General features: G+C 70.4%; 13 protein-coding genes and 1 riboswitch. Of the genes, 9 read left to right on the top strand and 4 right to left on the bottom strand.

All coding sequences use genetic code 11. From position 1 onward, the window contains the following. Positions 1–6: 6 nt before the first annotated feature. The 5 genes from JOE55_RS03460 to JOE55_RS03440 all read left to right on the top strand — a co-directional run bounded on the left by JOE55_RS03460 (position 7) and on the right by JOE55_RS03440 (position 5,683). On the top strand, positions 7–792 hold the full coding sequence (locus tag JOE55_RS03460) for a CPBP family intramembrane glutamic endopeptidase (RefSeq protein ID WP_425545651.1): 786 nt from the start codon (positions 7–9) through the stop codon (positions 790–792). Between the two features lie 68 nt (positions 793–860). Next, a riboswitch (SAM riboswitch) is annotated at positions 861–975 on the top strand. Between the two features lie 67 nt (positions 976–1,042). Further along, on the top strand, positions 1,043–2,404 hold the full coding sequence (locus JOE55_RS03455; RefSeq protein ID WP_024290102.1) for a bifunctional o-acetylhomoserine/o-acetylserine sulfhydrylase: 1,362 nt from the start codon (positions 1,043–1,045) through the stop codon (positions 2,402–2,404). A 1-nt stretch (position 2,405) separates the two neighbouring features. After that, complete coding sequence (gene metX, locus JOE55_RS03450; RefSeq protein ID WP_024290103.1) at positions 2,406–3,587, top strand: homoserine O-acetyltransferase MetX; 1,182 nt, start codon at positions 2,406–2,408, stop codon at positions 3,585–3,587. A gap of 758 nt (positions 3,588–4,345) precedes the next feature. Beyond that, positions 4,346–4,885, top strand: coding sequence for an endonuclease domain-containing protein (locus JOE55_RS03445; RefSeq protein ID WP_204782039.1), 540 nt, complete (start codon positions 4,346–4,348; stop codon positions 4,883–4,885). A gap of 162 nt (positions 4,886–5,047) precedes the next feature. Beyond that, positions 5,048–5,683, top strand: coding sequence for an alpha/beta hydrolase (locus JOE55_RS03440; RefSeq protein ID WP_024290105.1), 636 nt, complete (start codon positions 5,048–5,050; stop codon positions 5,681–5,683). Positions 5,684–5,700: 17 nt separating this feature from the next. On the opposite strand, the gene JOE55_RS03435 is transcribed toward JOE55_RS03440, so the two are convergent. Next, positions 5,701–5,937 (bottom strand): RNA-binding S4 domain-containing protein, encoded by a 237-nt coding sequence (locus JOE55_RS03435; protein ID WP_053447689.1) that lies wholly within the window; start codon positions 5,935–5,937, stop codon positions 5,701–5,703. A 75-nt stretch (positions 5,938–6,012) separates the two neighbouring features. Here JOE55_RS03435 and JOE55_RS03430 point away from each other — a divergent pair, with 75 nt between their 5' ends. Further along, positions 6,013–7,077 carry a DMT family transporter gene (locus JOE55_RS03430; protein ID WP_204782038.1) on the top strand — a complete coding sequence of 355 codons (1,065 nt, stop codon included), beginning with the start codon at positions 6,013–6,015 and terminating at the stop codon, positions 7,075–7,077. Positions 7,078–7,134: 57 nt separating this feature from the next. On the opposite strand, the gene JOE55_RS03425 is transcribed toward JOE55_RS03430, so the two are convergent. Continuing rightward, positions 7,135–8,229 (bottom strand): ABC transporter permease, encoded by a 1,095-nt coding sequence (locus JOE55_RS03425; protein ID WP_024290108.1) that lies wholly within the window; start codon positions 8,227–8,229, stop codon positions 7,135–7,137. A gap of 117 nt (positions 8,230–8,346) precedes the next feature. Here JOE55_RS03425 and JOE55_RS03420 point away from each other — a divergent pair, with 117 nt between their 5' ends. The 3 genes from JOE55_RS03420 to JOE55_RS03410 all read left to right on the top strand — a co-directional run bounded on the left by JOE55_RS03420 (position 8,347) and on the right by JOE55_RS03410 (position 11,546). Then, positions 8,347–8,970 carry a TetR/AcrR family transcriptional regulator gene (locus JOE55_RS03420; protein WP_204782037.1) on the top strand — a complete coding sequence of 208 codons (624 nt, stop codon included), beginning with the start codon at positions 8,347–8,349 and terminating at the stop codon, positions 8,968–8,970. 202 nt (positions 8,971–9,172) lie between these two features. Beyond that, positions 9,173–10,552 (top strand): glycine--tRNA ligase, encoded by a 1,380-nt coding sequence (locus JOE55_RS03415; RefSeq protein WP_204782036.1) that lies wholly within the window; start codon positions 9,173–9,175, stop codon positions 10,550–10,552. A 13-nt stretch (positions 10,553–10,565) separates the two neighbouring features. Then, positions 10,566–11,546, top strand: a complete 981-nt coding sequence (locus JOE55_RS03410) for a GNAT family N-acetyltransferase (RefSeq protein WP_204782035.1) — start codon at positions 10,566–10,568, stop codon at positions 11,544–11,546. A 115-nt stretch (positions 11,547–11,661) separates the two neighbouring features. Here the strand turns inward: JOE55_RS03410 and JOE55_RS03405 are convergent, their stop codons facing one another. Beyond that, on the bottom strand, positions 11,662–12,171 hold the full coding sequence (locus tag JOE55_RS03405; protein ID WP_204782034.1) for a TM2 domain-containing protein: 510 nt from the start codon (positions 12,169–12,171) through the stop codon (positions 11,662–11,664). A gap of 7 nt (positions 12,172–12,178) precedes the next feature. Continuing rightward, the gene (locus JOE55_RS03400) at positions 12,179–12,721 is read right to left on the bottom strand and encodes a TM2 domain-containing protein (RefSeq protein WP_204782033.1); all 543 of its coding nucleotides are present in this window, start codon (positions 12,719–12,721) and stop codon (positions 12,179–12,181) included. Positions 12,722–12,987: the final 266 nt, after the last annotated feature.

The raw sequence follows: 12,987 nt of genomic DNA, 5'->3' as shown, positions 1-12,987 counted from the left end.
CCGACAATGGTCCTCATGACCGAAGCACGTGCCCCTGAGACGTCACACCCGTCGTTCGGCTCCCAGCGCGCCGATCTGTGGCTGCAGATCCTGCTCGTGCTGGGCGTCTCGCTGGGGGCCAGCGCCCTCTGGTCGCTCCTCGACCTCGCCGAGACGCTGTCCACCAGTTCGATCGCCGAGTCGAGCGCCTCCATGAACGCCGCGCAGAGCGGCTTCCCGCTGTTCGACGTCCTGCGCCGCAGCCTCGGGATCCTCTTGGCTCTGGTCCCGCCGCTGCTGGCGCTCTATCTGCTGGCGGGCTCGGCCGGTCAGCTGCGTGGGCTGCTGCACCGGATCGGCCTGGACCGCCGGGCCCCGCTGGCGGATCTGGGCCTGGGGACGCTGCTCTTCGCCGTCATGGGACTGGGCACCCTGGCGCTGTACCAGGCGGGCCGCCAGCTCGGGATCACCGCCGAGATCGTCACCAACGCGGGCGGGACCTCCTGGTGGGAGGTCATCCTGCTGCTGGCCTCGGCGCTGCGACACTCGCTCGTGGAGGAGATCATCGTCGTCGTGTTCCTGGCCGATCGCCTGCTGCGCGTGGGATGGACGTGGCCGGCCGTGCTGATCGGCTCGGCCCTTCTGCGCGGCAGCTACCACCTGTACCAGGGCGTCGGTCCGGCGCTGGGCAACGTGGTGATGGGACTGGTGTTCCTGTGGCTCTACCGCCGCACCGGACGCGTGATGCCGCTGATCATCGCCCACTTCCTGCTGGACGCCGTCGGCTTCCTGGCCGGACCCCTGCTGTTCTGACGGAGGGCTCCACAGACCACGGAACCCTGGTTTGCGCCGGAGCCGTGCTCGTCCGAGAATGGGAACCAGGTCACGAGAGCCAGCGACAAGCCCCAGCTAGCTGGCCGGCAACCCTCCTTCCGCGGTGGGGTGCCCTGGGTGAGGACCGGGCCGGTCGCGCACGCGGCACGGCAAGCGCGGGTCACGGCACCCGGTCCGACGGGTGCGTCGGACCTCGGTCCGCGGCCCCGGAAGACAAGGAGTCGCCGACATGTCCGCTCAGCAGCCCACCCCCTCCGCCCCGCAGGGCTGGAGCTTCGAGACCCGTCAGATCCACGCCGGCCAGGAGCCCGATCCCGTCACCGGCGCCCGCGCGCTGCCGATCCAGCAGACCACCTCGTACGTCTTCCCGGACGCCGAGACCGCAGCCGGTCGCTTCGGGCTCAGCCAGGTCGGGCCCATCTACACCCGACTGACCAACCCCACCACCGAGGTCGTCGAGAACCGCATCGCCTCCCTGGAGGGCGGGACCGCGGCTGTCATGGTCGCTTCCGGTCAGGCGGCCACCACCTACGCGATCCTCAACGTGGCCGGGGCCGGCGATCACATCGTGGCCAGCCCGTCGCTGTACGGAGGGTCGTTCAACCTGTTCAAGCACACGCTGTCCCGGCTCGGGATCGAGACCACGTTCGTCTCCGATCCGGACGATCCCCAGGCCTGGCGCGACGCCGTCCAGCTCAATACGAAGGCCTTCTACGCGGAGTCCATCCCGAACCCCCGCAACGACGTCCTGGACCTGGAGACGGTCTCCGCGATCGCCCACGAGTCCGAGGTCCCGCTGATGGTCGACAACACCATCGCGACCCCCTACCTGCTGCGGCCGTTCGAGCACGGCGCGGACGTGGTGATCCACTCCGCCACCAAGTTCCTCGGCGGGCACGGAACCTCGGTCGGCGGGTTCATCGTGGACTCCGGGCGCTTCGACTACACCCGCTATCCGGATCGCTTCCCGGGCTTCACGGAGCCGGACGAGTCCTATCACGGCCTCGTGTTCGGCGAGGTCTTCGGGGAGAACGGGCCGTTCGGGGCCAACGTGTCCTTCGCGTTCAAGATCCGCACCCAGCTGCTGCGCGACATGGGCGCTGCCATCTCCCCGTTCAACGCCTTCCTGATCGAGCAGGGCATCGAGACGCTGTCGCTGCGCATGGAGCGCCACGTCGCCAACGCTCAGACGGTCGCCACCTGGCTGGAGGCCCACGAGGGCGTCGAATCCGTGTCCTACGCCGGGCTCGAGTCCTCTCCGTGGCACGAGCGTGCGCAGAAGTACGTCCCCGGCGGCGCAGGTTCGATCCTCGGCTTCGTGCTCGACGGCGGCTCGGAGGCCGGCCAGGCCTTCGTGGACGCGCTGAGCCTGCACTCGAACGTCGCGAACATCGGTGACGTCCGCTCGCTGGTCATCCACCCGGCCTCCACCACGCACGCTCAGCTCTCCCCGGAGGAGCAGCTGGCCGCCGGCGTCGCCCCGGGGTTCGTGCGCCTGTCCGTGGGACTGGAGCACATCGACGACATCCTCGCGGACCTGGAGCTCGGCTTCGCCGCGGTCAAGGCGCGCGGCGCAGGGGGAGCGGTCTGAGGTGACCGCCATCCAGAGCACGACCGCGCGCTCGCAGCAGCCCTTCCGCACCGAGGGGCTGTTGCGCCGCGCCCGCATCGGCGACCTCGGGCTGGAATCCGGGGCCGTGCTGCCCGATGTCGAGCTGGCCTACGAGACCTGGGGCGAGCTCGACGACCGCGCCTCCAACGCGGTGCTCGTCCCGCATGCGCTGACCGGAGACACCCATGTCACGCGCGGACGGGTCGCCGAGGACGCCACCTCCTTCGACCGTGTCTCCGCCGAGGCACCGGGCTGGTGGGACGGACTGGTCGGGCCCGGGCGGGCGATCGACACCGACCGCTTCTTCGTGGTCGCCATCAACATGCTCGGGGGCTGCTACGGCTCCACGGGTCCGTCGACTCTGATCCCGGAGGACAGCCCGCGGGCCGGTCTTCCGTGGGGATCGGACTTCCCCGCGGTGACGATCCGCGACTCGGTGCGCGCCGAGCAGCGCCTGGCCGAGCAGCTGGGCATCGCGTCCTGGCGGCTGGTCGTCGGCGGTTCCATGGGCGGTGCGCGGGCCCTCGAGTGGGCCGCCACGTTCCCCGAGCAGGTGCGCGCCTGTGCGGTGATCGCCTCGACCGCCGCCTCGAGCGCCGAGCAGATCGCATGGGGCCAGGCGCAGCGCCTGGCGATCCGCAACGACCCCGACTTCCGCGGCGGCGACTACTACGACGGCGTCATCCCCTCCGTGGGCCTCGGAATCGCACGGCGGATCGCGCACACCACCTACCGCGCGGCACCGGACCTCAATGCGCGCTTCGGCAATGCGGCGCAGGCCGGCGAGGATCCGGGGGCGCCGCTGCCGGGGCGCCGTCGGGGCCGGTATGCGATCGAGAGCTACCTGGATCATCAGGCCGCCAAGCTCGTGGGCCGCTTCGACGCCAACTCCTACCTGGTGCTCAACGACGCCCTCATGGGCCACGACGTCGGCCGCGGCCGCGGCGGCGTCAGGCAGGCGCTCGCGGCCACCACCTGCGACTGGCTCGTGGCCTCGGTCGACTCGGATCGGCTCTACCTGCCCTCGGAGTCCGAGGACCTCGCCCGGCTTCTGCCCGGCGACGTCCCCCACCGCACCATCCGCTCCGGCGCCGGGCACGACGGCTTCCTGATCGAGCACGAGCAGATCGGCGAGCTGGTCCGAGCCGCCTTCCTCTCCTGAGGGGGCCCTACCGAAGCGACGCATCGACCCTCCTCGCCGCCGAGGGGACCCATTCGTCACGATTCACGCCGGATTAGACGTCCGATGCGTCCCGTCGGCGATCCCGTGCGCCCTGTGCGTCCCCTCGGGGTACTGGGCGCACGAGATCCCCGGTCCACACGGAATCCCGGGCAACGGAGATCCGAAGTACGGAGTTCATGCCTCCACAGACGCCCTTTCGGGCACTGGACCGGGGCGACGACGGCGGGGAGCGGATCCGTTCGCATCTGTCGGCGCCGTGATCCGCTGCACTGTCTGCCATGCCGAGACCACGTCACAGTCCACCTGCCTGCCTGCAGGGCCGCGTCTTCACGACCGCCGAGGCTGAAGCGGCAGGCATCGCGAAGCGTCATCTGTCGGGGAGGCAGTACTGCTCCTGGGGCGAGGGCCTGTGGTCCTGCGCCGATTCGCGCCCTGACCCCCGCACCAGATCCGGTCTGCTGAGGATCCTCCCGGCTCTGCAGCAGGAAGGCTGGGCAGCCAGCCACACGACGGCCGCCATCCTCCACGACTTCCGGCTCCCCGGCAGGCTCGGGCATGTCGGCGGCATCCATCTGTGCTCCTCGACAGGATCAAGGCCTCGAGGACGCGGCGTTGTCGGGCATCGGAGTCAGTTCCATGCCGAGGATCTCTGGACCGACGGATCGGTCCGCATCACGTCCCCGGCCCGAACACTGCTGGACCTGGCCGCATCGACAGACGCTCGCGGTCGGCACGTCATGACTCACCAGCAGCTCGTGGCCGTCATCGACGGTGTGATCTGCGAGCACCGCACGGGCATCAGCCGGGGCGTGCCGGCGCTTCGCAGCCAGAGAGACCTCAGCACCGATCTCGAGCGGTTCGAGAGCTATCGCGGCGTCCGCAGGGTGCGCCAGGCCCTGCTGCGCGCGGTCGTCGGAGTGGACTCGCCGCTGGAGACCTATACGCGGCTCGTGCTGGAGGACCATCGCTTCACCGGGTGGGAGGCTGATGTCGAGATCCGATCCCCGGGTGGCCGTCGGGTCCACCCTGACCTCGCGGATCGCAGGCACCGGCTGGCCGTGCAGGTCGACGGTGCGGTCCACGAGGACCCGCGGCAGCGACTTCGGGATGTGGAGCGGCAGCGGGCTGCGGAAGCGGCCGGGTGGACGGAGCTGCGTGTGGTGCACACGGATCTCGACGTCGTGGATCCGACGGATCCTGGATGCGAGCCGAGGATCGCCACCCTGGTGCGGGCACATCGGCAAGCGGTCCGGGCGCGGGAGCTCGCAGGGCCCTGACGAGCCGCCGCCCGAGTGCGAGATCTCGTGAAGGGACGCGTGCGACACGATTCAGGCGCGGGAAGACGTTCGTTGCGTCCCCTCAGCGGCAGTTCCTCCGCGCGGGAGCGAGAGGAGCGACGGAAGCGGGGCGTGCTGCGCGCGGATGCCATGATGGTCGGCATGAGCGAGAACCCCGTCGTGATGTGGAACCGTGACCCCGCCGAGTCCCCGGAGGCGCCCCTGCTGGTGCTCTTCCACGGCTACGGCTCGAACGAGCAGGACCTCATGGGCCTGGTGCCGCAGCTGCCGCAGGATTTCGTGGTGGCCTCGGTGCGCGCCCCGCTGGCCCAGCCTCCCGGCTACAGCTGGTTCCCGCTCTACGACGAGGAGGCCTTCGGCCCCGATGCCATCCGCGCCGCGGTCGAGCCGCTCGTGGGGTGGCTGCGGGAGCAGGCCGAGGGGCGTCCGTCGACCACGCTGCTGGGGTTCTCCCAGGGCATGTCGATCGCCACGTCGCTGGTGCGGGCCATGCCGAGCGAGATCACTGCGGTCATCGGGCTGTCGGGCTTCGTGGTGCCGGAGCCGCTGGAGATCTTCCGCGACGACGAGCTGAAGGAGAAGCCCTTCAAGCTCTTCTGGGGCCGCGACCCGCAGGACCCGATCGTCAACGACCAGCTGGTGGACATGACCGCCGAGTGGCTCGTGGAGCATGCGGACACCATGAAGGTCCACTACCAGGGCATCGGCCACAGCGTCTCGCCGCAGGAGATCGGGCACGTCAATGAGTACCTGACCCGCATGGTCCTGGGACGCTGAGCCAGGCCGGGGTCCGTTCAGCCCTCGGCGCGGATGACCAGCGAGGTCCCGTTGTAAGTGATGACGTCGCCGTCGTGCAGCTGTCGGCCGCGGCGGGTCTCGATGTCGTGGTTGACCTGGACCATGCCCTCCTCGACGGCGGTGCGCGCCATGGCGCCGTCCTCGACCAGGCTGCCGAGCTTGAGGGCCTGGCCCAGTCGGATCATCTCGTCGCGGATGGGCAGCTCTTCGGGGGTGCTTCCGGTGGTGGTCATGGCTCCATTGTGGCCCACCGAGGCCATGAGCCCAGCTCGGGGAGGACCGGAAGGGCCCGGGAGTAGCCTGATCCGGTGCCCACCTCAGAACCCCTCCCCGAGAATGCCGACCAGCCCGAGAACCCGCAGCCGCCCCAGGATGTCGTGAGGGCCCCGGCGCAGACCCACAGTCCCGTCACGGTGCTGATCGCCCAGATCGCAGCCGTGCTCGCAGGCGGCGCCATGGCCGTCCAGTCGCGCGTCAACGGCGAGCTGGGCGCGCGCACCGGGGACTCCGTGGCCGCAGGCCTCACCGGCTTCTCCGTGGGCTTCGCGATCGTGCTGCTGGGCACCGCGCTGATCCCCGCCGGTCGGCGCGGCCTCATCACGGCGCTGGGCGCCTTTCGGGCCCGACGCCTGCCCGCGATCTTCCTGCTCTCCGGCGTCTTCGGTGCGTTCCTGGTGGTGGTGCAGACCGTGACCACGCCGATGGTGGGCGTCTCGGTGTTCATCCTGGGCATGGTCGTGGGCCAGTCCGTCGGCGGGCTCGGGGTGGATCGTGCGGGCATCGGCCCCGGAGGCATGAAGCCGCTGACCGGTTGGCGCCTGCTGGGCACGGCGATCATCGTGGTCGCGGTGCTGATCGCGCAGCTGCCCCACCTGGGCGGCGAGGAGGGAGCTCCTCAGCGCAGCATGGCGGTGGTCCTGGCGCTGCTGCTCCTGCCGGTGCTGGCCGGGCTCGGCTCCGCCCTGCAGACGGCCTTCAACGGGCGGATCGGGGCGGAGGCCGGGACGCCGATCACCCCGACCGTGCTGAATTTCGCCGAGGGCGTGCTGGCGCTGATCGTCGCCACGGTGATCCACCGGCTCACCGCTGACCTGCCGCCGTGGCACTTCCCCTCCGAATGGTGGCTCTACCTGGGCGGCGTGTGCGGCGTGCTGTTCGTGGCGGCAGGAGCGGTGCTCTCGCGGATCATCGGGATCCTGCGCACGAGCCTGTCCCTGACCGCCGGGATGCTCACCGGCGCGCTGCTGCTGGATCTTCTCGTGCCGACCAGCGGCGCGGTGGTCGCCCCGCTGACGGTGCTGGGGACGGCGCTGACCTTCGTGGGCCTCGTCGTCGTGTCCCTGCCCTGGAAGCGGCGGGCGAGCACCGCCTGAGACGACGACGGCCGCCGCGCTCGTCAGGGAGCGCGGCGGCCGACGTGAGCGGTCGGGTCAGCGGGCTGCGTGCCGTCCGCTCTGAGCGGCGGTCGGTGAAGAGCCCGACGAGTAGTCGATCGACGTGTCCTGGGCGGCCGGCTTGGAGCCGCCCGAACGGCGCACCGCGCGTCGCTCGGAGGCCAGCCCGATGCCGATCAGCACGATGCCGAGCACCAGCCACCCCGAGAGCACGAGCCACTGCATGGTGGTGTCGGCTTCCGGGAAGTAGGAGATGTCGCGGATCAGCGTGGAGATCGCCCCCGGCGGGAGGTACTGCCCGATCTCGCCCCACGGGCCGGGCAGGAACTCCTTGGGGGAGTTGGTGCCGGAGATCGGGTTGGCGAAGAACATGAACAGCAGCGCGGCCACCGGGATGCCGGGGGTGCGCAGCACGGTCACCAGACCGGCGACGGTCGCGGACATCGCCGCGAACGCCAGTCCGACGGCCAGCCAGGTCAGCTCGAACTCGCGCTGGAAGACGTCGAGCAGCGGCCCGCCCAGAGCGGTCACGGCGAAGCCCGCGAGCACGCCGTAGAGCAGCACTGCCACGATCTTGCGGCCGCCGCCGATCACCTGCAGCCCGATCACGATGCCTCCGGCGAGCCCGCCCATGACCATGGGGAAGGACAGCACGCCGAGCCCGGCGCCGTTGGGGTCGTTCTCGCTGAACGGAATCAGGTCCGTCTGGGTCACGGGCATGCCTGTCTTCTGCCCCAGCTGCTCGCCCACGCGGCGCAGGATCTGGCCGGTCGCGGCGTTGTTCGCCGAGGCGGAGAGGACCTCCACGGGCTGGCCGATCACGATGGCGCCGTAGACGTCGCGGTGCTCGATGGCCTCGACGGCGGCGTCGCGGTCATCGCCCGTCGTGATGTCGAACAGATCCGGCTGGGTGTCCTCGAGCTGGTCCTGGACCATCTCGACCTGCTGCTCGGGGCCCGCGATCATCAGCGGGATCGACTTGGGCTCGGAGGTCACCGTGGGCCAGGAGAAGGCCAGGACGATGATCGAGATGACCACGGCGGACATCAGCGCCGTGATGAGGACCTTGGGCCACGGCGTGACCGGCTTGGCGCTGAGCTGGCCGTGGACTTCCAGGCTGGGACTGGACATGGGGAGACCTCTCGATCGGGCACTGGCGCCGTGGATGGGAAACGGAGAGCTGATCTCCGCGCGGGAGGCTAGCACGCAGATGGAGATGGCGTCTCCGGTTGTGCGACCATGGGACCTATGTCCTCTCCCTCATCCGGTTCCCGCAGCGACGCCCGCGCCAACCGCAGAAAGATCCTGGCGGCCGCAGACAGGGTCTACGCCGCCGAGGGCGTCGACGTCACGCTCGATCGGATCGCCCAGGAGGCGGGCGTGGGCGTGGGGACCGTGTACCGGAACTTCGCGAACAAGGGGGAGCTGATCGAGGCGGTCCTGGCGGATCGCCTGGACGGCATGCTGAGCTTGGCGCGCTCGTGCGCCGAGCACGACGACGCCCGCGAGGGCCTCTTCCGCTTCCTGCGCACCGTGGTGGGCTGGATCAGCGACTCCGTGGCCATCGGGCAGCTGCTCGACGGGCGCTCGGAGCACCAGGCGCGTCTGCTCAGGGTACGCGCGCAGTTCATCCCGCTGATCGCGCGCGCTCAGCGCGACGGCCAGATCCGCGCCGACTTCAGCTCCGCCGACCTGCCGATGTTCTTCACGATGCTCGGGGCGGTGCAGGAGCGCGCCGGGGCGGTGGACCCGCAGCTCGTGCACCGCTACGCGGATCTGCTGCTGGACGCCATCGCCCTGCCCGAGGCGACCTCGACGCACCCGCCGCTGAGCGAAGCGCGGCTGGTCGAGCTGCTCGGTCGGAGCGGCTGATCAGGGTCGCCGTACGGGGAGCAGACATGACCGCATTCGCCGTCTGGAGAGCTGAGCACCGTTGAGCGCACCGGGAGTCGCAGGCCGTCGTCGTCGTTGACTACCCTGGCGGTCGGTGCCTTCGTGCACCCGAGGACCCCGTACGGAAACCCCACGCCAGGCCGCAGCCAGCGGTCGCGGCAGATACCGGAGTGTGCATCTCATGGCCCCCAAGTCCACGCTGGACAACGTCATCTCGCTGTGCAAGCGACGCGGCTTCGTGTTCCAGGCGGGTGAGATCTACGGCGGCTCGCGCTCGGCCTGGGACTACGGCCCCCTGGGCGCGGAGCTGAAGGAGAACATCAAGCGCGAGTGGTGGCAGACCTTCGTGCGCGGACGCCAGGACATGGTGGGCCTGGACTCCTCGATCATCCTGCCCTCGGCGGTGTGGGAGGCCTCGGGCCACGTCGCCACGTTCACGGACCCGCTGGTCGAATGCACCTCGTGCCACACTCGCCACCGCCAGGATCACCTGGAGGAGGCCTTCGAGGACAAGAAGGGCCGCGCGCCCGAGTCCATGGCCGAGGTCAACTGCCCCAACTGCGGCGCCAAGGGCGAGTGGACGGACCCGCAGCAGTTCTCGGGCCTGATGAAGACCTACCTGGGCCCCGTCGACGACGAGAAGGGCAAGCACTACCTGCGCCCGGAGACCGCCCAGGGCATCTTCGTGAACTTCCTCAACGTGGTGACGGCCGCCCGTCAGCGTCCGCCGTTCGGGATCGGCCAGATCGGCAAGGCCTTCCGCAACGAGATCACCCCGGGCAACTTCATCTTCCGCACCCGGGAGTTCGAGCAGATGGAGATCGAGTACTTCGTGCACCCGGACGAGGCCAAGCCCTCGTTCGACACCTGGGTCGATGACTGCGAGCGCTGGTTCACCGATCTGGGCGTGAACCCCCAGAACCTGCGCCGCTTCGACGTGCCGGACGGCGAGCGCGCCCACTACTCGGACGCCACGATCGACCTGGAGTACCGCTTCGGCTTCCAGGGCTCCGAGTGGGGCGAGCTGATGGGCGTGGCCAACCGCACGGACTTCGACCTGAGCAACCACACCGAGGCCTCGGGCACCAAGATGCAGTACTTCGACCAGGCCTCCGGCGAGCGCTACACCCCGTACGTGATTGAGCCGTCCTTCGGCCTCACGCGCTCCATGATGGCGTTCCTGGTGGACTCCTACCGCGAGGAGGAGGCTCCCAACACCAAGGGCGGCACGGATGTGCGCACCGTGCTGGGCCTGGATCCGCGCCTGGCCCCGGTCAAGGCCGCGGTCCTGCCGCTGTCCAAGAAGGACGACCTCAAGGGCGTGGCCGGGGACCTGGCCGCCGAGCTGCGGCGCCGCTGGAACATCGACTACGACGACGCCGGGGCCATCGGCCGCCGCTACCGCCGCCAGGACGAGATCGGCACGCCGTACTGCGTCACGGTGGACTTCGACACCCTCGAGGACCAGGCCGTGACCATCCGCGAGCGCGACGAGATGACCCAGGAGCGCGTCTCCCTGGACAAGGTCAGCTCGTACCTGGCCGACAAGCTGGGCTGCTGAGCGGGGGGATCGCATGAGTGTGGAACTGCGCTCCTGGGAGCAGGGCGATGACCTCGCCCTGCTCGAGGTCCTGCCTGCGCCCGAGGCCGACCCCGTCGTCGCCCTGCGGGCACTGTTAGGTCCGGACACCGACGAGCCCGCGTGGTCGCGCACGGTCGTGGCCATCGACGACGACGTGGTGATCGGCGGCGGAGCCGTGCAGCTGCACCCGCTGCACCCGGAGCGGGTGTGGGCCTTCGCAGAGGTCGCCACGGCCAACCGCGGCGAGGGCACGGGCCGGCTGATCGCGGACCGCCTGCGGCAGATCGCAGCCGAGGCCTTCCCGGACAAGCCGCTGCGCACCAAGGCCGCACCCGAGACCTCGGGGGCGGGCTTCGCCGAGCACTCCGGCATGGTGCCGGTCATGACGCACCGCCATGTCGTCATCGCGCCCGGCGCCCTGCCGCCGCAGCCGATCGGCGAGGGCGACTCGGCCACCGAGGCGATCGAGGACCTGGCCACCGGCTCCGTCGAGCTCACCAAGGCGGTGGGGGAGTTCTACCGCGCCGTCAACGCCTGGGACGCCCCGGCCGAGCTGTCGCTGGGGAAGGTGAACCAGCAGTTCCTCTCCGAGACCTCCCAGGCCTACGGGGCGATCGTGCTGCGCCACGGGATCGACCGCGGGGCGGGGCGCAGCGGGAGCATCGGCGCCTTCGCGATCAGCTACCGCTCGCTCGAGCTGGATCAGGAGCGCTCGCAGGCCGACGCCGAGCGGCTCGAGGAGCTCGACGACCTGCCCACCGACGTCCTGGTCGGCTGGGACCCGCAGCTGCCGGACGAGGAGGCCGCGATCGCGGTCGCCAAGCTCCTCGGCCTGCTCGTGGCCCGCTACCCGGTGCGCGTGGAGGTCACCGACGCCATGCGCCCGCTGGCGATCGTGTGCGCCCAGCTCGTCGCGGACGGGGTGGCCAAGGTCGTGGACGAGTCCGTGACCTATGCCGATCCGGCCGAGTGAGCCTCACCGTCTGAGCCCGCACCTTCTGGGCTGATGACAGCGGCCGGTGCCTCCCCATCACTGGGGAGGCACCGGCCGCTGTCGTGGCATGGGAAGCGCGCGCCGGCCGCGCCGCTCAGAACGCCCAGGGATCGACGCCGTGGTCGCGGGAGAGCTCCTGGCGCAGCTGCGCGTCCAGGCGCTCGAGCCGTCGGCTCATGCCCACGCCGTCGACGATCCACCAGATGACGGTCACCAGCCCAGTCAGAGCCATGACGATCAGCGCGGCCCAGAAGACGGGGCCCGGCCCGGTGATGGCCGCGTCCCCGACGCTTCCGGGCTCGACGGTGTCGAAGCCCTCTTCATAGGTGACCATGAGCATGGCGTAAGCCGTGATGGCCCCCGCCCAGGCGGTGCCCGCCAGGATCAGCTTGACCAGCCCGCGGCCGACGGCGCCGAGGTAGAAGTCGTGCACGGGGACGTGGAGGAGGAACGGGCCGAGGATCCACAGGATCCAGGCCGCGATGGGCTTCTTGGCGCGGGCCTCATAGCGCACCGCGGCCTGGCGGTGCGCGGGATCCATGGGCGCAGGGGCCCAGGGGCCGGGGCGTGCGGGCCAGGGGCCGGCGGGGTGCGGGTAGGTCATGGCCGACTCAGAACGACCAGGGATCGACGCCCTGTTGGGCGGCGATCTCGCGGCGGATGCGGTCGTTGGTGCGCTCCAGGCGCGAGGTCATGGTCACGCCGTCCACGATCCACCAGATCAGGATGGCGACGAACGAGCCGATGCACAGCACGACCCCGAGAATGATCAGCACGCCAGCGGTGCTCTCGCTGCTGCCGGAAGCGGCGACCCCGCCGATCATCCCGCCGAACAGGGTGATGAACGCGAAGACGATCAGCCCCAGCTTCAGCAGACCGCGTCCCACGGCGCCGAAGTAGAAGTCGTGGATGGGCAGGCCGATCAGGAACGGCCCGCCCAGCCACAGCAGCCATGCCACGGTGTTGTTCTTGGAGCGCGCCGAGTAGCGCCAGGCGGCCTGCGTGGCCGCCGGATCCATGGGGGCGCCCCAGCCCTGACGCGGTCCCGGCTGAGGAGCCGCTGCCTGTCCGGGCGTCCCGGGCGCGGGCTGGTGACCCCAGGGGCCCTGCGCCGCATCGGGGGTCGGCTGCGAGCCGGTCGGAATGTGCGTCACGGCGATCTCCTGTCGGTCGGGGAGGAGCGGCATCGAGGTGCACCACCGGGCCTGCTCCCATCTTAGACGACTGATTTGCGCATGTGAACTCCATCGCCGGATTCCGGACCAGGCATCGGCGACCCTGGAATGTGCCGGAGATCGCCCGAACAGGGCGACGGTCCTGTGGGAAGATGCCCGGATGACCACCACCGCCGAGCCCCGCCAGGAGACCGCCCTCGCGCAGCAAGCGCAGGGGCCGTCGTCGTACCGTCAGCCGTTCGGCC

It is taken from the genome of Kocuria palustris (genome assembly GCF_016907795.1).
Lineage (GTDB): Bacteria > Actinomycetota > Actinomycetes > Actinomycetales > Micrococcaceae > Kocuria > Kocuria palustris.
Note: the sequence above shows the minus strand (reverse complement) of the source record. Positions and strands in the feature narration are given on the sequence as shown.